This is a genomic window from Vulcanisaeta sp. JCM 16161 (assembly GCF_001316285.1).
This window is the reverse complement of sequence record NZ_BBDO01000007.1, coordinates 22,026-45,933: the sequence shown is the minus strand read 5'-3', so window position 1 is coordinate 45,933 and position 23,908 is coordinate 22,026. Positions and strand designations below refer to the sequence as shown.

Genomic DNA, 23,908 nt, shown 5'->3' with positions numbered 1-23,908 from the left:
CCCACCATTTGTATCGGTGATAGTCCTACGTACAATGAGGCTGGGGTAATAATTCAGAAACTCAATAATATCTACTCCCAGGACTACCCTAAGGATAGACTTGAAGTTCTCATTGTCGATTCCGGGAGTACTGATGGGACCGTAGAATTGGTCCATGAGTGGATTAAGGGTCATGAGGACGTCAATGTTAGGGTTATTGAGGAGGGCATTCGAATGGGTAAGGCGCATGCGTTGAACACGGCGTTGAAATACGCGAGGGGTGACATAATCGTTGTAACGGATGCCGACTCATTGTGGTTGCCTGATTCCCTTAGGAACGCTATTGCATGGCTGATGAGCAATGGCGTTGGGGCTGTCTCCTGCAGTAAGATACCGAGGACCAACAGGGATATCGAGACCGAGTACAGGAGTTACTACGGCTTACTTAGACTTGCCGAGAGTAGGAGATTCTCATCGGCAATATTCCACGGCGAGTTGGCGGCATTTAAGAGGGAGTTGCTCGAGAAAATTGGTGGTTTTCCAAAGGATGTTGGTGCTGATGATAGTCACACGGCCGGCTTCGTGTCTATGATGGGTTATAGGGCCATTATTCCCGAGGACGTTAAATGCATTGAGTATGTGCCGAGTAGGGGTTACTGGATGTGGAGGGTTAGGAGGGCCCAGCACCTGATTCAGCACTTCTCGAGGTTCCTAAAGTACATGCTTATTGATAATAGGAACTCACCTAGGGAGTATAGGCAAATAATGCTTTATGAGGCGTATTTACACCTCATTAATCCCTGGCTGTTCATTATCGGCCTCGCCCTGCTCGTAGTCTCGGCATTGCACGGAGCCGTAATACCCATTGCATTATTGCTGATAGGCCTCGCCCTACTGTCCGTTAGGTTCTTCAGGACTTGGGTGATAACCCAGGTAATACTCGTGGTGGCCGCCATTAGGAATCTGTGGAATAAGGAGTTGGTATGGAGGAAGATAGAGAAGTAATTAGGGCATCATCAATAATCGCGCCGCTCATAATACTCACATCACTGGTATTGCTTAATTATGTAATTAATGGCTTACCGTACATACCCGACTCCTGGGTCCACATAGCCCACTCAGAAACCATACTGAGGACTGGCTACCTCTTTGGCCCGTCACAAAACCCATCAATGGTCAGTTACAATTATAAGTGGCCCACCGTAAACCTACTACTTGCATTATCACAGTCGGTGCTTGGCCTAGGGCCTCTAGAGGCGTTCTACGTTGTGAGCATCCTCGCATCACTATCCATAGTACCCTTCGTATTATTCGTGAGGAGGTTGACAGGTAGTGACGTGGTGGCCTGATCACGGGCCTACTATTCGCGGTATTAAGCGTTAAGCTCCTCGTCGACTCCTCGGTAATGAAGGAGACGGCCGCCCAATACCCATTCTACGCCTATGTATTAGCCACGTACATGGCATTAATGGATAGGAAGCACTTCAGGCAGAACCTGGTGGTTATGGTCCTGGCCTTCATAGCCATACTCTTCGCCCACCACTTCACGCTATTAATGGCCCTGGCGTACTCCTTCGTAATGGCAATAACGGTGTTAATGAGTAATTATTTAAGCGGCGGTGGCATTAGGCGTGGGCTTTATGTTGTAATTACGGTAATAGCCCTAGGCTACTCACCTATCTCTGGTACATGGATTACCTGAGGCTTATACGGTCACCTCCTTCGTAACGCCAGGCCTAGTAACAACGCCAATCCTCATAGCCCTACTCCTAATTGACTACGCAGCAATGCGTAGAAGACCACGAATATTGATTTACGCATCATTAACAATCCCTGCCCTCGCATTAATAGTGATGTTCTCCATGGGCAGGTTCCTACCCTACGTATTAGAGGGGTTTAATAGGGCTGTGGCTCTATCATCAATACCTACGTATTGCCAATCCTCATAGCCGTACTCTACCTAGCCCTTTACGGACTTGAGAAGCCAGTAATCGCCGCCACCACGGTGATATCACTCGCCATACTACTCTATGTACTACTCATGGGTAATAACCCATTGGAACTACTCTTCCTCTCCAAGTCCCTGGATTTCGTGATGCCATTCCTACTGATACCGACGGCGTTAGTGATTACCTCGGCCATGAGGCGCAGGTCACTCCTTAAGGTCATTGCGTACGTAATCGTGGCGGCCCTGGTGATCTCATTACCCATGTTCTCCGTACTTACCCTATATACGTACTCATTACCGGTATCATCAACCCTCACCGTTTATAGAGTGATTGATTATGAGGAGCTCAACGCCATATGCGGTTTGATACCAAGGAGTTCCACGCTATACTCATCGGTTAGTTATGAGTCAATGATCATGTTCATGATGGGGATTAACGCCTCAGACCCAACTACCTACCTGCTCCATGGCGAGGCACCGCCCGGCCTCCTCATAATTACCGAGAGGAACGTAAGGGTTGGCTTCCTATATGGCTCGGGCTATAGCATGGTTAGCATACCCAGTAATTACCTATTTAGCACTATCGCCAGGGATGACCTGGTGTACTCAAGCAGGACGCTTTGGGCGTACTCATGGCCTTAAAACTCCGTTGTTAGCTCACCGGCCCTAATCATGTAGAGCCTATCCGAATTCCTAATTAAGTACTGATCATGCGTTGCAACGAGCACGACCCTGCCGGACCCAGCCTCCTCCCTTAAAATCCTCATTAATAAGTCCACGTTAGCCCTATCTAGGCTATTCGTGGGCTCATCCATAATGAGGAACTCATGATCCCTGGCGAGGGCGACGGCTATCGAGACCCTCCTCCTCTCACCACCGCTCACCTGCCCAGGCCTCTTATTAAGGACGTGCTCAATCCCCAACAACTCACTGACCCACCTAATCCTCTCCTCAATGTCCCTATTACTAAGTCCCTGAACCCTAAGGGCAAGCCTTAGATTCTCCCTAATCGTCAACCCACTGATTAATAAGTCGTCCTGAGGCACGTAAGAGACTAGGTTAGTAATGTCACGAGCCCTTGAATCCATGTAAATATCGACACCATTTATTAAAACCCTACCGGAGTCAGGCCTTAGGTAACCGGCTATTATCCTTAGTAGTGTTGACTTACCACTACCGCTCGGTCCGGCCACGCAGGTTATTGAGTTTGGCGGTGCATCAATACTAACGTTCCTCAGAACCACGTAGTCGCCGAAGGACTTAGAGACATTAACCACATTAATACCGGGATTAATCAATGCGCACCACCCTAAGCCTAAGTACTAAGTACATTATTGCTAGTAGTGATGAGACCGTGATAAACGCGGTAATGTACGGGTAGTAATTACTCACGGTGATTAGGTAAATAGGCTGACTCAATATTCTTAAATCCATTAACCTAGCCATGAGCGGCCATAGGTAATTAGCGGTCATGAAGCCGAAGGCTGTGGACACTACGTACATGATAATCACTGGGAAATCAAGTATTAATGCCATGTCTTGACCACCCGCCCTATTTAGTCTTAAGTACATGATTAACTCCCTATTAACATTAATTGAATACTCACTAATGCCCACGAGGCCTATGGAGATTACCGTTAGTAAACTAATGATGATTCCGATGAAAGTACCAACGCCAATCCTCAAGGCACTAATCAACGCCTCAGGCCCTGAATAGGGACTTAGTGAGATCACCCTTGTGAAGTAATTGTAGGCGTGAGTCATTAACTCACTCATTATGACCGTGTATGGCGTCAAAACTATTGTAACATTCAACCCAGGCACTAGGTGCCTGCTCACGGAGTAATACGTGGGGCCTGCAATCACGACAATCCTATACGTACCACTGGGCAATGGCACCGGCGTAATGCCGCTCCCCATTGTCGAGTATGCCAATGAACCATTCCCATAATAAATCAATAGGTAGTAATTACTCACTAATGATCCATTGGGCCACTCCACAACGACCCACTCACTCGGTGATACGTGGGTCGCACCCATGAACCTGGGCACGGAAATACTCACAACCTGGATAGTCGTATTTTCAGTCAACATTACTTGGGAGGACCAGGTAATTGCCGACTCATTGTATGCAATCACGTAGTACACACCGAAGGGTAGCGCAATTGTCATGTTAGTGAGGGGCCCATTAAATACCGTGTGATTCATTGAGTCCAATACGGCTAGGTAATCGCCGGTCATGTTGGTGATTACCCTAAGCTCATAGACCTGGTTCACCCTGCTTATTAATTCACTACTCGCATTGGCGTAAATTACATTAACTATTGGCGTTGGTAGGGAATCCAGGTGTTGGGCCATGGTTATGTTCATGAGCACCTCGTAATTAAGCTGCGGGTACTTAGTTGAGTATATTATTCCGGTGACTGTCACGTTATTAGTAATGCCCTTAAAGGATGTTATTACCAATTCATCACCAACCTTAATATGGAGCTCTCTAGCCAATTCATAACCAACCAACACACCCCTACCTAACTCGATCTGTGTGGCGTTTATGCCGTAGTAACTAATGTAGCCTGGCTCAACACCCCTAACAACCACCGGCGTTCCGTTGACAATCGATGGTGTTACGACCTCGGGAATAGCCGTTATGCCCATATCCCTGAGCGAATAGGCTAGGCTTATCGGTACCCAACTGGTGAATATCGAGATTGACTCGCCCTTCTTAATCGTGGCGTTACCAATATTGAGGAGGAATAATTGCGGTAGGTAATACATGGCTAATACGGCGGACACGACTAAGCCGAGCGCAATTGCCACTAGGTAAGTGGACAATGCGATTACAACCAAACCCCTAGGGTAGAGGGGCATACCTACGCACCCAGATGATCCCCTCAGTAATGTATGTGATGCATATAATGCAGGCCAGTGGTGATATGGCTGGCAACGCCGTTACTACATCAATGCCGTAGTTAATTACTGGTATTATGCTCAGCGTTGTTAGAATCTTCATTAGTACCAAGGCTAGGGCGACTGATATAGAGATCCCCAACGCAATGGAGTATACGGAGATGAGAAGCATTATCAGGGTGATGTATGTAGTAACGCTTGCACCTGACCTAAATATGTTAATTACAGCCCTAAAGTCATCCCTCAAACTCCTAACAAGGCCATTAACCATGAACACTGATGTTACGAAGAAGATCATAACAATGGCGGTGATTATTGAATGCGTCATGGAGTTTATGAAGTAGATCGCATTACTTATTATGGGCCTTGAGTATGGGGCCGCTGTAATAATTAATGAGCCCACATACGTGTTGAGCATATTCACTAGTAATTCGTACGTCGTCAGTATGATTATGGGTATCGCCGCATTAATAATTAACAACCTAAATGAATTAATATCCCTAATGAAGAGCCTAATCGAGGCATCAACCACGTAAACCCAACGACGCACATAAATGACACACACCAGCGCTTAAAAATTAATCCCACAATCAACAATACGTAAGGTTGTTAAAGGGGTTTAACACTGGTTAACCTCAATGCAGTGCCAATTACCTGCCAGGTATGAGTATGGGGAGCACACGGCGGACATCGCCGTGATAGCCTATGGCTGCACACTTGAGGAGGCGTTTAAGAACGCGGCACTCGGTGTTGCGGACTTGACGTATTACGTTGATAGGGTTGAGCCGAGGGAGTTCATGGACGTGAACGTGGAGGGCGATGACCTCGAGCAGCTATTGTTTAATTGGATTGATGAGTTCATTTACCTATTTGACGGTAGGAAGTTCGCCTATGGCGATTACTTCAGGGAGGTGGCCATAGAGGGTAATGGGCCGTATAGGATTAGGCCACTGTCGGTGGTGAGCACTTCGACATTAATAAGCATGGTTATAGGGGCCTAATTGTTAAGGCCATGACTTACAACATGATGGATATTAGGAGGGCCGATAATTACTGGAGGCTCACGTTCGTGGTCGACATCTAGGTTATGCATTAAAAGGGATTACTAATTAATTACTGTATGTCCTCAAACTCCACGAAGCATAAAGTCGGGCTAGTACTTATCGGCATTGGGATTGCCCTACTACTGGTGGCGTCCGCACTGGCGTACATGGAGCTGCTAAAGGGCGTATCGATTCCACAACCACCAAGCCTAGAGAGCGTACTCTACGTACTGGCCGTGGTCACGTACAAGGTCGCCTTCATAGCCGTAATAGCCTGGGCAGGGGCAATGCTCATCACAAGGGTCTACAGGCATTGTAATAACGGCGTTATCAACCCAGATATCTAGCCTTCAGTCCCTCATCAATTAATACCTGGTATAACCTCTCATCAGCCGTGACTACCTCATCGGCATTTACAAACCTTGCCGACACTACCTGTATGGCATCCGCCTGATATATATGGTGTTTCTCAATCATTGCCCATGCGTCCCTTAGAATTGGGAATTTAATTGGTATAAGTGTAAGGATGCCGAGTCTACTTAACCTTAGGGTCTCCCTTAAGAATCGTAATTTAGCGATTCTATATTCGTCGTCCGTTATTAATTTCCTCATTCTTGCCCTATCAATGACCCCCAATACCTCCCCCACATTCCATATATTGAATGCTAATTTTATATTCCCCGTATACGAACTTAGGTAAATAGACTTAACATAATCACTACCAGGTTCGGAAATATATCTCTTCACTATGGCACTACTGTCCAAATAAATCACTCTCCCTCTCATCCCTCATCTCCCTAACAAGACTACTAACCATTCCCCTAGGCTTTATAGGCTCAAAGTCGAGTTCAGGATTCGACTCCTCAGGCATGAGTGTATCTAGTCCAATCATTAACTCCTCCTTAATCAACTCCTCCAACAACTCACTGACATCTAAACCCCTCTCTGTTGCATACTTCTTGAATTCCCTCCATAATTCCTCGTCTATGTAAATACTCGTTTTTATCTTACCCATATTTTCCTCATTAACTTAATGGAGTAAAGAAGTAAATAAGTTTTTCTGTAAATCCTTAATTAAGCATCGCTCCACTTAAACGTTAATACTTATTTACCTAATGCATCAACGTATTAATGTGAGGGTTGCCATTGCATTGGCAATACTATCATTAGTAATTACATTAATCGTACTCGGCATCTCGGCATTAACGGTGGGTAGCCTAAGTAAGTACGTTAGCGCCAGCATTTATCGGACAGGAAGTGGGTACTACCTGGTCTTCACTGTTCATAACCCACTGCCACTACCGATGACGATAACCGTAACGCAGGGAGGATTCTCGAGAAGTATTTACGTAGAGCCCTACGGCCTTGGGAACATCACGATGCCCATAACGTCACTGAACCTACCAATAAACATAACAGTGTCAATACCTGGTATTGCCAATGTGACGAGCACGGTGACGCCATCATGAGGGTCAGGGATAGATTAATAAGTGGCGCTGTTAATGCCGCCACTGATGTATTACTACTAATTTTAATGTTAATACTATACTCATTACTTAGCACATACATGTCACGCCTACCCTTCTCATTCATAGCATTGAGCCTGAGTACATTACCCTAATCATAGCCTTTGCATTACTCGCATTTCTCCGTGGTTTACTGGCCGGCAATGTACTTGCTTACCCCGTCATCCTTGGAGAGGCCACGTTAATAACGGCGATATTCCTCTCAATACCAGGCACGATAAGCGCCTACGGCGTTACAGTAAACATAACGCCACTTATTTACTTCCTATGGGCCGTGGAGATGGCTTGGATTGTCTACTCAATAATTGAGCAATTCAACAATACCCTGCTGGACCCCTAACGTAGGTACTCCTCGATCTTAACGGCCAGTTCCTTAACGAGTTTACTCATTAATAACTGTGAAGCCCTCTCCCTGGCATTCCTCCCCATCCTATCCCTCTCCTCAGGGTGGTCCAGGAGCCTCTCCACGGCTTTAGCCGCGCCCTCAATATCGTCAGGTCCATTAACGTGTATGCCATCAACGCCATCCCTAACAACCCACCTCTGCCCGTAAACAGCGGAGGTTATTACTGGCACGCCACCATACATGAACTCCAGCTGCGTCAAGCCAAGGGCCTCCATCTTACTCATTATTATGTTCACGTACGCCTCCTTGATCAACTTCTTCTTATCCTCAACGCTCAACTCGCCAGTTAAGGTAACATTACCGAGACCCCTAGACTCTCTAACAACCTCATCCCACTGATCGCCAGGTTTGCCCGCAATTACGAAGTGCACATCACGCCTACGCCTGAGCATCTTGGCAACCCTAACGACGGCGAGTGGGTTCTTCCTCTCCTCAACCGTGCCCAGGTAAGCCACTATCTTAGCATCATCGGGAATCCTGTACTTAACCCTAAAGTCGCTTGAGTCAACGGCGTTTAGGTCAGCCACCTCATCATCATCGATGCCCCCTGGAAACACATAGATCTGCTCAGGCCTCGCGCCCATCCTAACCATCTCCTCACCCTCAATAGGCGTAACGCAGAGAATGAGGTTCGCAGCCTTAAAAATCTCGGGAAACGCCATGTGATTCCAGGCGAGCCTATAGGTCCTCTCAACAACGTCATACCTGGTAGGGTCTGGCGGTTGGTAATGACTCATGTGGCCAAAGAACACATTACCACCCTCAAGGCCGAATGTCGTCAACATCCTCCTCCACATCACGTACTTAGCGGTATCCTCAGGCCCATTCCAAAGCGTGGAGTGGGTTATTAATGAGTTCACGCCGAAGTCCTCCCCAATCCTCCTGAGCACATCAACGAAGTTCTTGAACATGATACGCCTCGGAGGCCACTTGGCTATGTAACTATCGACTAATGGTCGGCAATCCAATGATGGTATCCTTCTCCTGGAATACGTAACCCTCCAGTGACGTCTCCACAGCCCTCCTCTTAACAACCTCATTACCATCATGATAAATACTCGTTATTAGGTAGGCCTCATAACCAAGCCTAAGGAACCACTTAACCATCCTCTGGGCCACCAACTCCTGCCCCTTGGAATTGCTTGTTTGGTACATTATAACGCCAATGACGGGCCTAGCCATCACCATCACCCCTCCTCTCACCCCTACTCCCTGACTGACCCCACTCACGCTCCAGGAACCTCCTCAGTGGCTCCCTCAATGGTACCGCCAACACAAGGCCTATGGCCACCCCGAGGCCGATGGCCACAGCCCAGGCGAGTCCCTGGGCGAAGATGTAGAGTATCGTGACATTAACCTTCATGACACTCAACGCTATTGTTATGACCATGTAATAGAGTATGAACCTAAATGCGTCACCAATGAAGTTTAGCAGTGTCTGTGCGTATTGATCATTCGCCGGATAACTACGTTTGAAATAATCGCTTATCCAATCCACCATTATTAAACCAATGATTAGTATGATAACGCCTGATACCAAGTACGGTAGGTATGCCAATACGCTCTTTGAGGTATCGTATAGGAAGGCGAGGTTTGGACTTGTGTATGATAGTTCAAGGAGCGCGTAGAAAATTGCCGCTATGTAAATGACCCACTTAACGAATAGGCCCAGGAAGTCACCGGCCGTATAACCACTCCTAAGCAGTGCACGCCCCACTGAGGTCTTCCTGAAGAAGGCGTCAAGGCCCGTGGTGTAAGAGATTTTCTTAATTAGTATTTCCACGAGCCTCCCAACCACGTAACCCACGGCAATTATGATAACGGCAGCTAACACCGTGTAAAAAAACACCCTGTGGAATAAAACCAAATACCTCAGCCTGCGTTGCTGTTGAATTTACGGCAGTGCTCATTACTAAAAGAGATTTACAGCAGTGTATTTAATATTTTAGTAGGGTATTATTGACGATGGGGTTATCATAATTAATGTTGTTAATTTAATATTAAAATAGATTGAAAGAAAAACTAAGTCAATTCATATACTCATACCCCAACCCTTAATGCCTATTAAGCTAACATAATCGAAGGCTTAGTTTTATATTGATTAGTATCGTGTGTTCAAATTATGGAAGCTCGCATGAGAAGGTTGGATACTGAGGCGCTGGCTAAGGAACGACTTGAGGAGGCCATGAAGGAGCTTGATGTGGCGGAGGTTTTCCTAAGGGAGGGTCTTGTCAGGAACGCGGCAGGTAAGGCGTTCCAGGCATGGAAGGCATTCCTCTCATATTTAGCACTAAGGAATGTGCATTTATTACAGGAAAAGTATCGCGGGAATAAACGTGTTGGGAATGTTAACATACCGTTCCATGAATGGATAGCCGCAGTAGTACCTACTAATAGAATGACTGAGCTAAGTGCGGAGATTGAGAGAATTGTTCCGGGCGTGGCTGAGTTAACGGCCATGGCCCTACAATTACATGAGTATCAATACAACGGTCCAGACCCGGAAGGCATTAGGAGTAAGATACCGAATGACGAAACGGCCATGGCATTAATTAAATCCTTCATAACTAGGGCAAGGACGTTAATGAACACCTCAAGCAAGGAATCAAGTAATACCCATACATCCAGCTAATGCCATGCGGTTTTCTGCACCCTGCTTATTTTAATACAACATGTAATACATCCCGTGGATGGATTACCGATGATATTCACCGTGGTGCATTTACGTTCATAATTCATTACCTCCTAGGTGTTTTTCACAATCTACTGGATTTTGCCTAATTGCTATGAAGGACTTTTTACTTAGTATTGATGTAATCGTTAAGATTGTAGGTATTTGGCGGCTCTCTTGATGGCCTTTATTATGTTTATGTAGCCCGTGCAGCGGCAGATATTCTTGATGCTTAGTTTCAGTAGATCATCATTGGCTGTTGGGTCTATGTTGGTGAGGTAGTCCTGGGTCACCATCATGAAGCCATGAGTACAGAAGCCGCACTGCATCGCGTACTCCTCAAGGAATGCCCTCTGTATTGGGTGGAGCTCCATACCCTTACTCAAACCCCTTATTGTGGTTACTGAATGCCCTGAAACCCTGACCACAGGCACCATGCATGACTTGACGGCCTTACCATCAACAAGCACCGTGCATGCACCGCACTTACCCTCATCACAGCCCCTCCTAACCTCCCTGAACCCATGCCTTCTCAGGAAGTCAAGGAGCAGGAGTCTTGGTTCGACAAGGTCCTCAATCCACTGACCATTAACGTTAACCCTAACCCTAACAAGATCGCCGACGTACTCAACACCATCCCTGAACTCCCACCTAATTAACTCATCCTTAACTGGCGCCTTAATGTACTGCACAGAGCCACTGGCTATCTCAGTCAGGGCTTTAGTTAGTAAGTTCCTGGCCACCCTGACCTTGTAATCACCGGGTGCGTGCGTATCCTCAAGGGGCTTGGCATCAATTGATGAGAATATGGAATTAACAATATCACTGACCTTAGCACCAACCTCCTTAACCCCAAGCCCGTTTAAGTGGCCACTCACTAATACGGGCTCTGGGTAAACGGCGCCAATGGCTATCCTGGAGTCCGTGATTACGCCCTCCCTTTCCTGATAGGTAACGGCGACGATAACGCTTGGGAATGATGCACCACCCTCCTAAAGAACTCATAAACGCCCCTAAAGCCCTTAAGTGGTACCCTGACCTCCGTAATCAACTCGTTGGGCTTTAGGTCAGTGATATACGGCCCCTTATAGAGATCCGAAACTCTAACGACTCTCTCGGCACCGGCGCCCCTAATCACGACCTCCGCATCCAGGGCTATTAGGCTGGGTAGTAATTGGCCGCTGGATCTGCGTGGGCTAGGCTACCGCCTATTGTGCCCAGGTTCCTAACCTGAATATCCGCTATATGCCATGCCGACTCACTCAGTATTTTTGCATTATCATTAATGAGCCTATTCATTGCAATATCATTATGCGTAACCAATGCGCCAATCCTTAGGTAATCACCCTCAACCTTAACGTACCTAAGGTCATTAATACCGAGTATGTCAATTAAGTACTTGACCTCGGTCATCCTAAGCTTAAGCATGGGCATTAGGCTCATACCACCGGCGAGAACCTTAGCGTCGCCACCATACTCATTGAGCAGTTTTAAAGCCTCATCAATTGTTGATGCCCTAACGTACTTGAAACCCCTGGGAATACCAAGTGCGTAGGCCATGCCCATCACCCCTCAATAGCCCTCATAATTTTATACGGCCTCAGTGGTAAGTCCGTTATTGCCTTACCAATTATTGAGGCCAGGGCATTAACGATCGCCGCCGGTACACCCATCATTGCGCCCTCACCAACTCCATGGGCCCCAGAGACCAGGTGCTTCGTGGGTGTTTCGAAATGTATGAACTCCACCTCCATGCCAACCGCCTCCGCGAGTGTTGGTGTTTCATAAATGTCGAGACTAGTCGTTAATGGGTTGCCCTGGTCATCATACATCAACTCCTCATAGAGTGTGAGGGCGAGACCGTGCATTAAGCCACCCATTAATTGGCCATCAACGAACTCCCTCTTAAGAACTCTACCTGCGTCGTGGGCTATTACGTACTTCCTAACCTTAATATCGTATGTGTTTGGGTCCAGTTCAATAACGCTAGCTGCGCCTGTATTGCGTATGTGGCTGATGAGTTAATCTTATCGCCGTCCGCGGCCTTAACCGTTGGTGGTTGGTAGAACACGGTGGCGCTCAATGATGCGTCTAAGCCCTCAGGTAATGAGCCTGGGTCCCAATTAACTGACGACGCAATCCTCCTAATGTCAACCCTCCTACTTGGGTTATTCACGTCATAGAACTGTCCATTTTCATAACCAACCTTATCCGTGCCGAGAATCGCCATGGCCACCCTCGTTAACTTCTCCCTCAACTGCCTGGCCGCGAGTATTGCCGCGCTAACCACTATTGGTGCAAACCTGGATGAGTATGAACCATCGGATAACGCCCACGTCCTCGTGGTATCAACCCTATTCTCAACAATTATAATTGAGGGGTCAACACCAAGTTCTGACGCTACCACCTCGGCGAGGGTTGTTTCGTGACCAAGCCCCTCATTAGACCCATTAACGAAGACCCTAATGTAGCCGCTCATGTCGACGCTAATGGTTACGTAGGAACCAGAACCGGAGTGTGGTACTTACGCCTGCTGGGTTCAATTGCTAAATCCGTGTAGCCTAAATTCGTGCCCGCCGGCTCAACAAGTACGGCAATGCCAATGCCAATGTTTGGATTTCTCTTCCTCTCCTCAAGCCAACGCCTATACTCAGGTTCTATAGCCCTGACAACCCTCTCATAGTCCTGCCTGGGGTATAGGCCGCCAGTGATCGTCTCATAGAAGTACTCATCACCAATCTTCTTCGGGAATTCCCTAATCAGGTTCTTTATCCTGAGCTCCAGCGGGTCTATGCCGAGCTCGCGGGCGAGCTCGTTAACGGCCACCTCCAGCATGAAGTAGAATGGTGGGCCTCCGTAAGCCCTATTAAGGCCTGTTGGTAACTTATTCGTTACTACCACGTAGTCCTCAACATCAATGGCCCTAACGTCGTATGCCCCATTCATGTTTCCATGAACCCTAAATAGAACACCTGGATCTGGCGGTCTTGGGTAGGCCCCAACATCCTCATAAAACCTAAACCTAAATCCCTGGATCACGCCATCCTTGGTCGACGCAACCTCCACAACGCCCTTCCTGGCACCGCCTGAGTTGCTACCGACTAGGTGCTCCGTCCTACTCTCAACCCACTTAACAGGCCTACCGCTCAGTATTGATGCCGCGGCCGCAAGCGTTATGTATGGATAAAGCGAGTACTTGGAGCCAAAGCTACCACCAACGTCCCTAGGGCCAAAGAGCCTAAGGCTACCAGTCGGTAGGCCTAGGGCCCTCGTTACAAAGTACGTTATTAGTAATGGGCCTTGGACATTGGCCCAAACATTCAACTCACCACCAGTGTAATGCGCGAGGACTCCATAGGTCTCCAGGGGCATTGCATTGTGCTTTTGATAATAGAATTCACGCTTTATTACAATGGGGGACTCCGAGAAGACCTTATCCACGGGTCCGAACTTCATGTGCCTATACATGGCTATGTTAGACTTGAGTTCCTCATGAACAAGGACATCGCCCCTCAATGCATCATCGAAGGTGAGCACGGGTTTCAGAGGCTCGAAATCAACCTGGACATAATCAAGTAGGTCAATTGCCTTGTACGGATCGTCAGCGAGGACTACGGCTATTGGCTCACCCACAAACCTAGCCTTATCCCGGGCGAATGGGTAATACTTGATTGGGGCATCCACGGCCAGTGGGAATGGGTTTGGTATTACCTTGGCCAGGTCATTCGGTCCATAGGCAATGCCGCCATGCTCAAAAACACCGCTTAGGTCTACCTTAAGTATTCTTGCATGTGCGTAGGGACTTCTGTAAATGGCCATGTAGAGCGTGCCTGGAGGTGTGGGTATGTCATCGATGTACTCGCCAGAACCTGTCACTGCGCGAAGGCCCTCCCGATAATGAGGCAATTTACTCATTAACCTCTGTATTTGGGGATTGGTTATTAAAGTATTAAGTTATTTAATGTTAAGGGGCGTTGTGTTGCTTAGGATATTCATCTATAGGCTGCCACAGGATGACCCAAGGAAGAACACCGCAATTAAGCTAGTCAGATTCGGGTTTGCGCAATTAGTGGATAGCATTAGGGCGTTACCGAGTGGTTCAATAATGCTTGACCCAACGGCCAAAACACCATTAATGCCCAGTGATAGGGATGCCGCAGTGTCAAGGGGTTTATCACTAATTGATTGCTCCTGGAAAAGGGCGGTGGATGTTCATGTAAAGTTCGTTAGGGGTAGGTTCATTAGGAGGAGGTTACCGCTACTCATAGCGGCTAACCCGACCCACTACGGTAAGCCATACATCCTAAGCACGATTGAGCCGTGGCGGCTGCATTATACATAATGGGCTTTAGGGATGAGGCGGTGGATGTCCTAAGGCTGTATAAGTGGGGCTTAAACTTCATAAGCGTTAATCAGAGGTACCTGGAGAGGTATGCCGTGGGTGACTTATCACCAGAAAGGGAGTTGCTTGGCATTGATTATGTTGATTATGGGCTTGAGCGGTTAATGAGGGCATTGATTAATAATGACTACTAATGATTTACTTCCTGCTCCTGGCGTATAGGCATGCACTCCTCAATGGGCATTTGCCGCATAGCGGATTATCAATTAGGCAGTACCTCTTGCCGATTGTTACCACCGAGGCATGAACTAACTTATAGGTGTATAAGTCCCTCGGTATCAACTCCTCAAGAATCCTTTTCCACGAGTCATAGTCATTACCAGGATTAATGCCCAACACTCTACCGAGCACTCGCCTTGTGTATTGTGAGATGGGTAGTGTTGGTATGTTCAGGGCAAAGAGCATTATTGAGTCCGCGGTCTCCCTACCAACACCCTCCTGATTAAGCAGGAAATCCCTAACATTACCCCTAAGCCTAAGCCTTCCTAAACCACCAATTGCCATGATGTTGCGGGCGAGCTTAACGAGCCTCTGGGCCTTCGTGAACCTGTAGTTAACGCCCTTAATGGCCTCGGCCAGGTAATTTGGGTCTGCATTGGCTATGTTTTCAAGGGTGTTTAGACCGAGTCTCCTAAGCCTATTGAGTACCTCATGTACCACATCCCAGCGGGTTTGCTGAACGAGTATCGCCGTGATTACGACCTCATCAGGCGTCTCCGCACCACCCCACCACCTAGTTGAATAGGCATCAGCGGGATACCAACCCACGCCCTCTAACTCGTCCTTAATGTTCTCGAAGATCCTGATTAATTCGTTTATGACCTCGTTCATTACCGAGCGTAACGCCTGGATAAGTTTATTAAAGTAAACCCGCGCAACACGTGTAATGAGTGCGAGGGGTAGGAGACCGGTTAGGCGTAGTCCATTGCCCGGTTATAAGGCTTGCAGGAATTGTAAGGCTGTGGTGCCCGAGGACGTTGAGAAGTGCCCAGTGTGTGGTGGTACCGACTTCACGAAGGATTGGATGGGCCTAATAATAATACTTAAGCCCGAGGAGTCCTGCATCGCCAAGAGACTTGGCATTACAAAGGCCGGCATGTACGCGATTGAGGTCCTATGATCCTAGAGACAACAAACTTTAATGCTTATTAAGGGGTTTCTCCACGCCAATTGCTGATGTCAATACCAATGCCGAAATTGCCGGAGGGTGTTGAGGTTGGTAAGCTTGTCTTTAAGCTACTTAACATTAGGGAGAATAAGGTCATTGGGCGTAAGGAGGTCACTGCCGAGGCGTGGCACGTGGGCTTACCAACGCCTAGCAGGGTTCAATTGCGTGAAGAGATTGCGAAGGCCATGGGCGTTGACGTTAAGCAGGTGTATGTTGTGAGGGTTATTACTGAGTATGGTAGGCATAGGAGCGTTATTGAGGCCCACGTGTATGACGACCCAGGCGTGGGTGAGAAGGTAGAACCACTTTATATAAAGCTCAGGAACATGCCTAAGGAGGAGGCTAAGAAGATACGTGAGGAAATGAAGAAGAGGAAGACCGAGAAGAAGGCCGCGGCTAAGAAGTAGTAATTTACGTGTATAAATCTACACCTGTGTAAATCAATAGATTTTTAAGCGAATAGCCAGTAAATTGGTGGTATATTTATGGACTTTAGGGAGGTACCGATTAATGAATGCCCAATTAAGTACCTAGACACATTACACCTAATACTATTCATACTTTATAAAAGGACCGAGTTCTGCAGAAACCTCGGTCTTAACTGCATGGACCTACCCGTACTAGCAACAACACCACTCACCGTTAGGAATTGCGATAGGAATGATGTTCACAAGTTCTTTAGGCGCATGAGGAGGATCGTGGAGAGGATTGGTAATGAGATTGAAATTTTTAGGCTTGGCAAGTTAAGCGCATCATTGGCTATTGAGTTTGGGACCGGCAATATTAAAGTCCATGGCAACTTCATGGTGAGTAATGACGATTGTGATAAGGTTCAGTGCGTTACTGTGAATAACGTCACCACGTTATACATGAGGTTAATCATTAGGTTGAGTGATAAGAACATAGTCGTCCTTAATGTGCCTGACATCATCATGTGGTTGGCAAGGGTTTATGGCTTAGATACGGTGTATAGCACATTGAATATGGTGCATAGTTATGTTGAGAATGGCACCTTTGGCGATGACCTTGATAAAGTCCTTGAGATAGTTAGTAAGTGGGGCGTGAATTTGAGTAGGGATTCCTTCATTAACGCCACATTACCAGGCAGAAAAAAATCTGCTGATTTTAAGGGAAATACTGAGCAGCACAGCATAATTCATTCACTACGTCTAAGTAATTTCTCTGTGAACCAGGGAACCAGGGAGTTCTTTATCGCGGACACTATCGTACCCAACCTACCATGCACCAATTCATGAATTAGGAAGCCAAGCCTACTGTAGTACTTCACGTAAGCCCACTGAAGCATTTTCTGGGCCTGCTCCCTTGTGAACCTGTAACCCCTCATTACGGCCTTGAGGGTAGTCCAGTGCTCCCAATTCCAATCCTCAATAAGGTTATCACTAAGTGCCTGGTAATAAAGCGGCGTGCCTGGGTATGGCGTGGCGACCGTGAATTGGGCGTAGGTTGGGTTTAACTTCATGGCGAATTTGACGGTGTTCTTCATGTCGTCTATTGACTCCCATGGGAATCCTATCACGAAGGAGCCACGTGATCAATCCTAACCTCCTTAGCCCATTGGAATACCTTGACGGCTTGCTCAAGGGTTATTCTCTTACCAATCCTATTAATCGTGTCCTGGCTCCCGGACTCAACGCCGAAGTACAGCGCCGTGCACCCATGACTCTTCAGCGCGTTCATCATCTCCCTATCTATTGTGTCGACTCTGGAGCCACAGGAGAAGTTTATGTCGAGCTTCCTCTCCTCGAGCTCCCTGAGGAACTCATACACAAACCTCTTACCGAGTGTGAACTCGTCGTCCGTGAACACGATTATGTTAGTCTTATACGTATTCACGGCGTCCTCAATCTCATCAGCCACGGTCTTAGCCGACCTATACCTAATCATCCTTCCCCAGAAGTATGATGTGGAGCAGAAGGAGCAGCCGTATGGGCATCCCCTACTGGCCATCACGTGGACTATCCTAATCGGCTTACCAAACAATGTGTACCTATCCATGGGCAGCAGGTGGCGGGCGGGTGGTGGCAATTCATCAAGGTTCCTAATTGGTGGCCTGTCTGGCGTCTTAACGACATTCTCACCATCTCTAAATGCAATCCCCTTATTGACTTTAGCCGCGCAGGGTCTAAACCGTACTTCTCCACCGTGTTTATGAGCTCAAGCGTTGTATACTCACCCTCACCCCTAACAACGACATCGACATTATTGCTCAATGCCTCCTCATACATGAAGGTTACATGCGGACCACCCATTATAATCGGTATGTCCTTATCATACTCCTTAATTGCCTTGGCGGCTTCATAGGCCTTGTAAATCGTTGGTGTTATCGCGGTTATCCCAACAATGTCGGGCTGCCAAGACTTAACCTCACCCATGAATGCCTTTAGGTCAATGCCCTCGGTTGGCGAGTCAATTATCCTAACCTTATGCCCAGCCCTCTCGAGCACAGCCGCGATCCAGGCAAGGCCGAGTGGTGGTGCCTTAAGACCAAGTATCTTATACAGTTCTAGCTTATCAATTCCTGGAGGAACTGCGAGTAGGACTTTCATTTTCATCACCTTACTTGAAGGTTAATGGTGATATCTTTACCTTAATCCTCCGTATGTCCTCCTGCAACTTCCTCCACTCGGCCGAGTTATATATACAGCCTGGGTCTGGGGCGAGTACATCGCCGAAGTAGTTGTATGCCCTGGCCCTACAACCACCGCAAATCAGCTTATACGGGCACCTACCGCAGAATCCCTCAAGCCTATCCCTATCCCTGAAGTTCTCCATGAATGGATCCATCCAAATGTCCCAGAAGGACTTGGTCCTAAGATTACCCACTGGGTATGGTAGGAAGACGCATGGCGTTACCGTACCCTCGGCTCAATGGCAGCGTAGACGCGGCCAGCGCCGCAACCGCCGATGAACTCCGTCAACTCCCTGGTTATTGGGTCGTTGGCGATTACGAAATGTGTTGGTGAGACATCCTCACCACCACTTAGTTGATTAACGACCCTGCCGTACTGGGGCGCCGTGCTTATTATCTCCATCTTCCTCCTCTTCATCTCCTTATAAATATGCCTAAGGAATTCCTCCCTCTCCTCGGGTGATAAGTCGATCTCCAGGTTCTCACGGCCCCTACCCACTGGGACGAAGTTGAAGAAAACAACCCTCTTAACGCCGATTTCCTGGGCCAGGTCGAGTATCTTATCAACCTCATGAATATTGTACTTAGTAACCGTGAAAGCAAGGGCTGCACTAAAGCCAAGCTTAACCGCATTCCTAAGGCCTTGTACCGCCTTAGCCCAGGCGCCAGGCACGCCCCTGAACTTGTCATGAACATTGGGGTCGGCCGCATCAATACTTATCTCAACATACCTAAGCCCAAGCTTCTTGGCCTTCTCCGCGAATTCCATGTTTGCGAATGTTGTTCCATTTGTCGCAATGGCTGGGTAGAAGCCCCTCCTACTTATCTCCGCCAACACTGGCCAGAAGTCTCTGTGGACTGTTGGTTCACCGCCTGACAGAGCGATTGCCGGTACGCCGGCCTCATCAAGCTCCTTAACAACCCTAAGCTTCTCATCAAGCGTTAACTCATTAGGCAGTGGCTTACCGGCATTTTGGTAGCAGTGAATACACTTTAGGTTGCAGGCGTTTGTGAAGTTCCAGACTATGAAGAATGGGGCAGGTAGTTTCTGCGGTGTTGTAACGCCGAAGAGTGCTATGCCCCTCAGGGTCGTGACTATGCCCCTCCTAATCGCTGGATCGCTCAGTAGCTCCTTAATTGGTTCCTCATCCGCGTGAAGCCAGGCCATGGCGAGTTTCATGCCCATCTCGAAGAATGGCGCCACAAAGTGGGCCACGGTTGGGCACTGAGACTCACCGGCGTACTTTGCCAATACCCACTCCATCAATGGCTTCCTCTCACCATTGAACTCAATCTCCTTTGTTAACGCCCTCAATGCCCACCTAACAATACCCCTATTCAATAACCTAATCGCAGCTATTAACGCACCAGCACCACTTCCTGAATTCTCCATCTTCCTCTCCACTAATTTATCAATATGTTCACCTAATGATGACATACTAGTAATATCTTTTTAGATATCAATTAAGCCTGCTTACTCGAGAAGCACCGTGAACTCCTTATGTGGCTTCACGAGAGGGTAAACTCTTTTTCATATCATCAGCCAGGATAGAGTCATGTCATTCAATCCGTTGGGTTCGCCCTCATCACCTCTGAAAAGAGAATTCAATTGAATTAATTAAATCTATTTAGCGTTAATACTTAATAAGGTGTATGTCTAATTCCTGACTCGTGGGGACTAAATTCGATGTGATAGTGGTTGGTGCCGGACCGGCGGGACTCACGGCAGCCCAGCAGCTGGCAAGCAGGGGGTTTAGGGTGCTCGTTATTGAGAGGGGCAAGAAGCCGGGTAGTAAAAATGTCTTTGGCGGCAGGATCTACGCCCACGTCCTAGATAGGCTATACCCGGAGTACGTTAAGGAGGCCCCTGTGGAGCGCTGGGTTAGGAGGGAGAGGATAACAATGATGACTGAGGACTCCTGGACAACCGTGGACTTTGAAACAACTAAGGTTGAGCATAGGTCCTTCACCGCATACCTAACGAACTTCGTTGAGTGGCTCGATAAGAAGGCGGAGTCCGCAGGTGCGGTTGTGGTTTCCGAGGTACCTGTCGACTCATTAATAATTAGGGATGGGAAGGTTGTCGGTGTTAGGGCTGGTAACGATGAGGTTTATGGTGACGTAACGATAATAGCCGAGGGAATAAACAGGCTCGTCCTGGAGAGGAGTGGTTTAGCCCCTAAGTTAAGCCCGGAGATAGTGGCCCTTGGTGTTAAGGAGGTCATTAAGTTGAGTAAGGAGGAGATTAACGAGAGGTTTAACCTGGATGAGGATGAGGGATTGGCCTGGGTGATCGCTGGGTATCCAACGCATTACCTACCTGGTGGCGCCTTCATATACACTAACAAGGAGGCAATTACCCTGGGCATAGTCCTATACCTAAGCTATGGGTATCAACTCGACGTGCCGGTTCACGACCTAATCGAGGAGTTTAGGCTACACCCAATGGTTAAGAGACTAATAAAGGGTGGTCAACTCCTTGAGTACTCAGCCCACCTAACACCTGTTGCCGGCATTAATGCGGCGCCGCCTAAGCTATACGGTAATGGATACCTAGTCGTTGGTGATGCGGCCGGTTTCCTACTGCACCTTGGCATAATAATTAGGGGTGTGGACTTCGCAATGGAGAGCGGTAGGTTAGCCGCGGAGGCCGTTACCAAGGCGCATGACTTGGGTAAGTACGATGAGGACGCGTTATCGGTCTATGGTAAGCTGCTTGAGGACTCCTTCGTACTTAGGGAACTTAAGACCTTTAGGAATGCACACAAGGTTTTAATAGAGCCGAGGTTGTATAGTGACTACGTGATGATGATCAACAACCTACTTAGGAGGTACTTCGAGGTTGATGGAGTACCAAGGAGGTTGGGCTCAACATTCCTTGAAAGTAAGGGCAAATTAACATTAATTGACTTAGCTAAAGATGCCATTAGGTTGGTGATGAACCTATGAGCTGGACAGGAAGATCCCAATTGAGGAGAGATTGAACAGTAATGCGTGGGATGTTGATCAGAGACCCCACATTAGGATCATAGACCCAGACCAATGTAGGAAGTGCGATAAGAAGCCCTGCCTATACCTATGCCCAGCCAGGTGCTACACACCAGGACCTGACGGCACAGTGGTATTCTCGCACGAGGGCTGTCTAGAGTGTGGTACGTGCCGTGTGGTCTGCCCAGAGAATAACATTGAGTGGAATTACCCGAAGAGTGGTTTCGGCGTTCAGTATAGGTTTGGTTAAGGCACCGTGAATGCTATATAGTGCTATATATGTCAAAGTTCAGAAATACATATTAAGTCAAATGTTTGCCTTTAATTGATGGGTGGATTAACGATAATAGTCCCTGTGAAGGCCGCGGTACCCAACGTAACGGCGGTCAGGCTTGACCCAGTAACGCATAACCTCGTGCGTGAGGGAGTACCACTGATGCTTAATCCATATGACAGAAACGCCCTTGAATTCGCATTGAGACTTAAGGACAAGTATGGTGGTAAGGTAATAACACTATCAATGGCACCACCAAGCGGCAAGGACTTCCTAGAATCAACAATTGGCATGGGCGCGGACGAGGCATACCTAATCACTGATAGGGTATTCGCAGGCGCTGATACATTGGCTACCTCATACACCGTTGCAAGGAGTATACAGAGGTTATTCCCGAACTTCGACCTTATAGTGTTTGGTGAGGAGACCACGGACTCATCAACAGCCCACATGCCGGCCCAGGTAGCCTCATGGCTAAACCTACCCTATGTTTACTACGCAGTTGATGCAGAGGTTAAGCTTGAGGATGGCTTATAGTGGTCACTAGGTACCTGGAGGATGAGGGTGTCTATGAGACTTATGAGTATAAAATGCCAATAATAATCAGTGTTTATAAGAATAGTAACCCGCCGAGGGACATAAGCCTTGTTAGGAAGGTTGAGGCTAAGTTGAATGGGTTAGTAAAGATGGTTGATAACAACGCACTTAAGCTCGAGAGGGAGTGTGTTGGTCTTAGGGGTTCACCGACGATAGTCGCTAAGATAGAGGACGCAAAACCCATAGAAAGGAAGAGGCAAATATTCAAGGGAGATCCAAAGGAGGCGGCTAAGTGGTTGATTGATAACCTGGTTAAGGATGGGGTGATCAAGCCATGAGCGCGGCCCAGGCCCAGCAAAGGATTTGCAGTGAGTGGAACCCCGTTAATAAGAGTGATTATAAGCATATGGGTATACGTAGAGTATGTAAATGGTGTCATCAAGGATGGAAGTCTACAACTCATAGGAAAGGCCAGGGAATTGGCCAGTAAGATAAGCACAGATGTTACAGCAATAATGATAGGCAGTAATCTTGGTGATATGGTTAAGGAACCTATTTATTACGGAGCCGATAGGGTAATATACGTAGACCACCCGGCCCTAACTAAGTACGTACCCCACGTATATGCCAACGTAATAGTACAACTAGCGAACAAGTACAAACCAGAGATAATACTATTTGCAGCCACAAAGAGAGGTAGGGAGCTAGCACCTTACGTGGCTAATTCATTAAGGACAGGAATAACGGCAGACTGTACAGAACTAGATGTGGATCCAAAGACTAGAGACCTTGACCAGGTAAGACCCACATATGGTGGTAACATACTAGCCCACATAAGGACGCCGACCAGGAGACCGCAACTAGCCAGTGTTAGGCCCAATGTATTCCCAACACCACCGAGGGATACGAGCAGGAAGGGCGAAATCATAGCTGAGACCATCGAGTCGATACCGAGCATTAATGGGCAGGGACTAATTGAGGTTAAGTCCGTGATCAAGGGTGAGGAGTTACCACCGGTTGAGAAGGCTGACATCGTGGTTGTGGCTGGGCGTGGCGTTGGTAGTACAGACGGCGTTAAGCTACTCACAGAATTGGCCAGGATGCTTGGTGGCACGATTGGAGGCACCAAGAAGGTCGTGGATGCGGGTTGGTTATCGGCCGATAGGCAGGTTGGGCAGACTGGCAAGACCATAAGGCCCACGCTATACATAGGCGTTGGTGTTAGTGGCGCTATTCAGCATGTCTTTGGTATGAAGGAGTCCAAGATAATAGTGGCGATAAATAGTGACCCAAACGCACCAATATTCCAGTACGCGGATTATGGAATAGTTGGTGATTATAGGGATGTTGTGAAGGAGTTAATAGAGCTGTTGAGGAATTACAGGAAGACGCCATAATTTAACTTAAAA

Annotated in this window: 29 protein-coding genes and 6 pseudogenes; 18 read left to right on the top strand and 17 right to left on the bottom strand. The window is 47.7% G+C overall.

Going from position 1 to position 23,908, the window contains the following annotated elements; translation table 11 throughout:
- Positions 1 to 69: 69 nt before the first annotated feature.
- The 5 genes from JCM16161_RS09915 to JCM16161_RS09900 all read left to right on the top strand — a co-directional run bounded on the left by JCM16161_RS09915 (position 70) and on the right by JCM16161_RS09900 (position 2,569).
- On the top strand, positions 70 to 984 hold the full coding sequence (locus tag JCM16161_RS09915; protein WP_243671394.1) for a glycosyltransferase: 915 nt from the start codon (positions 70 to 72) through the stop codon (positions 982 to 984).
- A complete protein-coding gene (locus JCM16161_RS09910) occupies positions 963 to 1,328 on the top strand; it encodes a hypothetical protein (RefSeq protein ID WP_054855742.1) in 366 nt (121 codons plus the stop codon). The genes JCM16161_RS09915 and JCM16161_RS09910 overlap by 22 nt, the downstream gene beginning before the upstream one ends.
- Before the next feature lie 56 nt (positions 1,329 to 1,384).
- Entirely contained in the window at positions 1,385 to 1,681 is a 297-nt protein-coding gene (locus tag JCM16161_RS09905; RefSeq protein WP_054855741.1) for a hypothetical protein, read from the top strand.
- 85 nt (positions 1,682 to 1,766) lie between these two features.
- The gene (locus JCM16161_RS17925; RefSeq protein ID WP_243671317.1) at positions 1,767 to 1,928 is read left to right on the top strand and encodes a hypothetical protein; all 162 of its coding nucleotides are present in this window, start codon (positions 1,767 to 1,769) and stop codon (positions 1,926 to 1,928) included.
- The gene (locus tag JCM16161_RS09900; RefSeq protein WP_054855740.1) at positions 1,913 to 2,569 is read left to right on the top strand and encodes a hypothetical protein; all 657 of its coding nucleotides are present in this window, start codon (positions 1,913 to 1,915) and stop codon (positions 2,567 to 2,569) included. Before JCM16161_RS17925 ends, JCM16161_RS09900 begins: the two co-directional genes overlap by 16 nt.
- On the opposite strand, the gene JCM16161_RS09895 is transcribed toward JCM16161_RS09900, so the two are convergent.
- From JCM16161_RS09895 to JCM16161_RS09885, 3 genes are read right to left on the bottom strand one after another with little or no spacing between them, the layout of a single operon-like run.
- Entirely contained in the window at positions 2,566 to 3,225 is a 660-nt protein-coding gene (locus JCM16161_RS09895) for an ATP-binding cassette domain-containing protein (RefSeq protein ID WP_054855739.1), read from the bottom strand. The genes JCM16161_RS09900 and JCM16161_RS09895 overlap by 4 nt on opposite strands.
- The gene (locus JCM16161_RS09890; protein ID WP_054855738.1) at positions 3,218 to 4,795 is read right to left on the bottom strand and encodes an ABC transporter permease; all 1,578 of its coding nucleotides are present in this window, start codon (positions 4,793 to 4,795) and stop codon (positions 3,218 to 3,220) included. Before JCM16161_RS09890 ends, JCM16161_RS09895 begins: the two co-directional genes overlap by 8 nt.
- Positions 4,779 to 5,384 carry a hypothetical protein gene (locus JCM16161_RS09885; RefSeq protein ID WP_054855737.1) on the bottom strand — a complete coding sequence of 202 codons (606 nt, stop codon included), beginning with the start codon at positions 5,382 to 5,384 and terminating at the stop codon, positions 4,779 to 4,781. The genes JCM16161_RS09890 and JCM16161_RS09885 overlap by 17 nt, the downstream gene beginning before the upstream one ends.
- 88 nt (positions 5,385 to 5,472) lie before the next feature.
- On the opposite strand from JCM16161_RS09885, the pseudogene JCM16161_RS09880 reads away from it, so the two are divergent.
- Together JCM16161_RS09880 and JCM16161_RS09875 are read left to right on the top strand one after the other, a co-directional pair.
- Positions 5,473 to 5,918 (top strand): annotated as a pseudogene (locus JCM16161_RS09880) (archease).
- A gap of 36 nt (positions 5,919 to 5,954) precedes the next feature.
- Entirely contained in the window at positions 5,955 to 6,224 is a 270-nt protein-coding gene (locus tag JCM16161_RS09875; protein WP_054855736.1) for a hypothetical protein, read from the top strand.
- Here JCM16161_RS09875 and JCM16161_RS09870 read toward each other — a convergent pair.
- A complete protein-coding gene (locus JCM16161_RS09870; RefSeq protein WP_243671316.1) occupies positions 6,208 to 6,651 on the bottom strand; it encodes a type II toxin-antitoxin system VapC family toxin in 444 nt (147 codons plus the stop codon). The two genes, JCM16161_RS09875 and JCM16161_RS09870, sit on opposite strands and share 17 nt — an antisense overlap.
- Positions 6,632 to 6,892 carry a ribbon-helix-helix protein, CopG family gene (locus JCM16161_RS09865; RefSeq protein ID WP_054855734.1) on the bottom strand — a complete coding sequence of 87 codons (261 nt, stop codon included), beginning with the start codon at positions 6,890 to 6,892 and terminating at the stop codon, positions 6,632 to 6,634. The genes JCM16161_RS09870 and JCM16161_RS09865 overlap by 20 nt, the downstream gene beginning before the upstream one ends.
- A 118-nt stretch (positions 6,893 to 7,010) precedes the next feature.
- On the opposite strand from JCM16161_RS09865, the gene JCM16161_RS09860 reads away from it, so the two are divergent.
- Both JCM16161_RS09860 and JCM16161_RS17920 read left to right on the top strand, forming a co-directional pair.
- Entirely contained in the window at positions 7,011 to 7,346 is a 336-nt protein-coding gene (locus JCM16161_RS09860; protein ID WP_243671315.1) for a hypothetical protein, read from the top strand.
- Positions 7,343 to 7,498 (top strand): hypothetical protein, encoded by a 156-nt coding sequence (locus JCM16161_RS17920; protein WP_243671314.1) that lies wholly within the window; start codon positions 7,343 to 7,345, stop codon positions 7,496 to 7,498. Before JCM16161_RS09860 ends, JCM16161_RS17920 begins: the two co-directional genes overlap by 4 nt.
- A gap of 241 nt (positions 7,499 to 7,739) precedes the next feature.
- On the opposite strand, the gene JCM16161_RS09855 is transcribed toward JCM16161_RS17920, so the two are convergent.
- Genes JCM16161_RS09855 through JCM16161_RS09850 form a run of 3 tightly spaced genes read right to left on the bottom strand, consistent with a single transcriptional unit; the run spans position 7,740 to position 9,676 of the window.
- Complete coding sequence (locus JCM16161_RS09855; RefSeq protein WP_243671313.1) at positions 7,740 to 8,720, bottom strand: glycosyltransferase family 4 protein; 981 nt, start codon at positions 8,718 to 8,720, stop codon at positions 7,740 to 7,742.
- 31 nt (positions 8,721 to 8,751) lie between these two features.
- Positions 8,752 to 8,991 carry a hypothetical protein gene (locus JCM16161_RS17915; RefSeq protein ID WP_243671312.1) on the bottom strand — a complete coding sequence of 80 codons (240 nt, stop codon included), beginning with the start codon at positions 8,989 to 8,991 and terminating at the stop codon, positions 8,752 to 8,754.
- A complete protein-coding gene (locus JCM16161_RS09850) occupies positions 8,984 to 9,676 on the bottom strand; it encodes a hypothetical protein (RefSeq protein WP_243671311.1) in 693 nt (230 codons plus the stop codon). Before JCM16161_RS09850 ends, JCM16161_RS17915 begins: the two co-directional genes overlap by 8 nt.
- A 267-nt stretch (positions 9,677 to 9,943) precedes the next feature.
- Here JCM16161_RS09850 and JCM16161_RS09845 point away from each other — a divergent pair, with 267 nt between their 5' ends.
- Entirely contained in the window at positions 9,944 to 10,441 is a 498-nt protein-coding gene (locus tag JCM16161_RS09845) for a PaREP1 family protein (RefSeq protein WP_054855731.1), read from the top strand.
- Positions 10,442 to 10,629: 188 nt separating this feature from the next.
- Here JCM16161_RS09845 and JCM16161_RS17910 read toward each other — a convergent pair whose 3' ends face one another.
- From JCM16161_RS17910 to JCM16161_RS09835, 3 genes and pseudogenes are all read right to left on the bottom strand, one after another.
- Positions 10,630 to 11,358, bottom strand: a complete 729-nt coding sequence (locus tag JCM16161_RS17910) for a (2Fe-2S)-binding protein (protein WP_243671310.1) — start codon at positions 11,356 to 11,358, stop codon at positions 10,630 to 10,632.
- A 50-nt stretch (positions 11,359 to 11,408) separates the two neighbouring features.
- A pseudogene (locus tag JCM16161_RS17905) lies at positions 11,409 to 12,040 on the bottom strand (FAD binding domain-containing protein).
- A gap of 5 nt (positions 12,041 to 12,045) precedes the next feature.
- Positions 12,046 to 14,299, bottom strand: a pseudogene (locus tag JCM16161_RS09835) (xanthine dehydrogenase family protein molybdopterin-binding subunit).
- Positions 14,300 to 14,615: 316 nt separating this feature from the next.
- Here JCM16161_RS09835 and JCM16161_RS09830 point away from each other — a divergent pair.
- Positions 14,616 to 15,016, top strand: a pseudogene (locus tag JCM16161_RS09830) (DUF367 domain-containing protein).
- A 4-nt stretch (positions 15,017 to 15,020) separates the two neighbouring features.
- Here JCM16161_RS09830 and JCM16161_RS09825 read toward each other — a convergent pair.
- Positions 15,021 to 15,713: a DNA repair protein gene (locus tag JCM16161_RS09825; protein WP_054855730.1), complete on the bottom strand. Its 693-nt coding sequence runs from the start codon at positions 15,711 to 15,713 to the stop codon at positions 15,021 to 15,023.
- Positions 15,714 to 15,768: 55 nt separating this feature from the next.
- On the opposite strand from JCM16161_RS09825, the gene JCM16161_RS09820 reads away from it, so the two are divergent.
- The 3 genes from JCM16161_RS09820 to JCM16161_RS09810 all read left to right on the top strand — a co-directional run bounded on the left by JCM16161_RS09820 (position 15,769) and on the right by JCM16161_RS09810 (position 17,306).
- Positions 15,769 to 16,002, top strand: coding sequence for a DNA-binding protein (locus JCM16161_RS09820; RefSeq protein ID WP_054855729.1), 234 nt, complete (start codon positions 15,769 to 15,771; stop codon positions 16,000 to 16,002).
- Between the two features lie 56 nt (positions 16,003 to 16,058).
- A complete protein-coding gene (locus tag JCM16161_RS09815) occupies positions 16,059 to 16,457 on the top strand; it encodes a 30S ribosomal protein S24 (RefSeq protein WP_054855728.1) in 399 nt (132 codons plus the stop codon).
- A 78-nt stretch (positions 16,458 to 16,535) separates the two neighbouring features.
- The gene (locus JCM16161_RS09810; protein WP_243671309.1) at positions 16,536 to 17,306 is read left to right on the top strand and encodes a hypothetical protein; all 771 of its coding nucleotides are present in this window, start codon (positions 16,536 to 16,538) and stop codon (positions 17,304 to 17,306) included.
- On the opposite strand, the gene JCM16161_RS17900 is transcribed toward JCM16161_RS09810, so the two are convergent.
- Genes JCM16161_RS17900 through JCM16161_RS09800 form a run of 5 tightly spaced genes read right to left on the bottom strand, consistent with a single transcriptional unit; the run spans position 17,207 to position 20,138 of the window.
- Positions 17,207 to 17,587, bottom strand: coding sequence for a hypothetical protein (locus JCM16161_RS17900; protein ID WP_243671308.1), 381 nt, complete (start codon positions 17,585 to 17,587; stop codon positions 17,207 to 17,209). The genes JCM16161_RS09810 and JCM16161_RS17900 overlap by 100 nt on opposite strands.
- Positions 17,584 to 18,066 (bottom strand): radical SAM protein, encoded by a 483-nt coding sequence (locus JCM16161_RS17895; RefSeq protein WP_243671307.1) that lies wholly within the window; start codon positions 18,064 to 18,066, stop codon positions 17,584 to 17,586. The genes JCM16161_RS17900 and JCM16161_RS17895 overlap by 4 nt, the downstream gene beginning before the upstream one ends.
- Positions 18,027 to 18,623, bottom strand: coding sequence for a cobalamin-dependent protein (locus JCM16161_RS17890; RefSeq protein WP_243671306.1), 597 nt, complete (start codon positions 18,621 to 18,623; stop codon positions 18,027 to 18,029). The genes JCM16161_RS17895 and JCM16161_RS17890 overlap by 40 nt, the downstream gene beginning before the upstream one ends.
- A gap of 4 nt (positions 18,624 to 18,627) precedes the next feature.
- Entirely contained in the window at positions 18,628 to 18,894 is a 267-nt protein-coding gene (locus JCM16161_RS17885) for an SPASM domain-containing protein (RefSeq protein ID WP_243671305.1), read from the bottom strand.
- A 26-nt stretch (positions 18,895 to 18,920) separates the two neighbouring features.
- The gene (locus JCM16161_RS09800; RefSeq protein ID WP_243671304.1) at positions 18,921 to 20,138 is read right to left on the bottom strand and encodes a radical SAM protein; all 1,218 of its coding nucleotides are present in this window, start codon (positions 20,136 to 20,138) and stop codon (positions 18,921 to 18,923) included.
- 233 nt (positions 20,139 to 20,371) lie between these two features.
- Between JCM16161_RS09800 and JCM16161_RS09795 the strand changes: the two genes are divergently transcribed.
- The 4 genes and pseudogenes from JCM16161_RS09795 (at position 20,372) to JCM16161_RS09785 (ending at position 23,896) form a co-directional block, all read left to right on the top strand.
- Positions 20,372 to 21,649, top strand: a complete 1,278-nt coding sequence (locus JCM16161_RS09795; RefSeq protein ID WP_054855727.1) for an FAD-dependent oxidoreductase — start codon at positions 20,372 to 20,374, stop codon at positions 21,647 to 21,649.
- A gap of 31 nt (positions 21,650 to 21,680) precedes the next feature.
- Entirely contained in the window at positions 21,681 to 21,938 is a 258-nt protein-coding gene (locus tag JCM16161_RS17880; protein ID WP_243671303.1) for a ferredoxin family protein, read from the top strand.
- Between the two features lie 78 nt (positions 21,939 to 22,016).
- Positions 22,017 to 22,837, top strand: a pseudogene (locus JCM16161_RS09790) (electron transfer flavoprotein subunit beta/FixA family protein).
- Positions 22,834 to 23,896: pseudogene (locus JCM16161_RS09785) on the top strand (electron transfer flavoprotein subunit alpha/FixB family protein). The pseudogenes JCM16161_RS09790 and JCM16161_RS09785 overlap by 4 nt, the downstream one beginning before the upstream one ends.
- Positions 23,897 to 23,908: the final 12 nt, after the last annotated feature.

Bases quoted from the DNA above. Each gene is read 5' to 3' on its own strand.
- JCM16161_RS17920 (WP_243671314.1), top strand. From the start codon at position 7,343: ATGAGGGTCAGGGATAGATTAATAAGTGGCGCTGTTAATGCCGCCACT.
- JCM16161_RS17915 (WP_243671312.1), bottom strand. From the start codon at position 8,991: ATGGCTAGGCCCGTCATTGGCGTTATAATGTACCAAACAAGCAATTCC.
- JCM16161_RS09910 (WP_054855742.1), top strand. From the start codon at position 963: ATGGAGGAAGATAGAGAAGTAATTAGGGCATCATCAATAATCGCGCCG.
- JCM16161_RS09905 (WP_054855741.1), top strand. From the start codon at position 1,385: ATGAAGGAGACGGCCGCCCAATACCCATTCTACGCCTATGTATTAGCC.
- JCM16161_RS17895 (WP_243671307.1), bottom strand. From the start codon at position 18,066: ATGGATAGGTACACATTGTTTGGTAAGCCGATTAGGATAGTCCACGTG.
- JCM16161_RS09865 (WP_054855734.1), bottom strand. From the start codon at position 6,892: ATGGGTAAGATAAAAACGAGTATTTACATAGACGAGGAATTATGGAGG.
- JCM16161_RS17890 (WP_243671306.1), bottom strand. From the start codon at position 18,623: ATGAAAATGAAAGTCCTACTCGCAGTTCCTCCAGGAATTGATAAGCTA.
- JCM16161_RS09855 (WP_243671313.1), bottom strand. From the start codon at position 8,720: ATGTTCAAGAACTTCGTTGATGTGCTCAGGAGGATTGGGGAGGACTTC.
- JCM16161_RS09810 (WP_243671309.1), top strand. From the start codon at position 16,536: ATGGACTTTAGGGAGGTACCGATTAATGAATGCCCAATTAAGTACCTA.
- JCM16161_RS09800 (WP_243671304.1), bottom strand. From the start codon at position 20,138: ATGTCATCATTAGGTGAACATATTGATAAATTAGTGGAGAGGAAGATG.
- JCM16161_RS09825 (WP_054855730.1), bottom strand. From the start codon at position 15,713: ATGAACGAGGTCATAAACGAATTAATCAGGATCTTCGAGAACATTAAG.
- JCM16161_RS09875 (WP_054855736.1), top strand. From the start codon at position 5,955: ATGTCCTCAAACTCCACGAAGCATAAAGTCGGGCTAGTACTTATCGGC.
- JCM16161_RS09890 (WP_054855738.1), bottom strand. From the start codon at position 4,795: ATGCCCCTCTACCCTAGGGGTTTGGTTGTAATCGCATTGTCCACTTAC.
- JCM16161_RS09820 (WP_054855729.1), top strand. From the start codon at position 15,769: ATGAGTGCGAGGGGTAGGAGACCGGTTAGGCGTAGTCCATTGCCCGGT.
- JCM16161_RS09815 (WP_054855728.1), top strand. From the start codon at position 16,059: ATGTCAATACCAATGCCGAAATTGCCGGAGGGTGTTGAGGTTGGTAAG.
- JCM16161_RS17925 (WP_243671317.1), top strand. From the start codon at position 1,767: ATGCGTAGAAGACCACGAATATTGATTTACGCATCATTAACAATCCCT.
- JCM16161_RS09845 (WP_054855731.1), top strand. From the start codon at position 9,944: ATGAGAAGGTTGGATACTGAGGCGCTGGCTAAGGAACGACTTGAGGAG.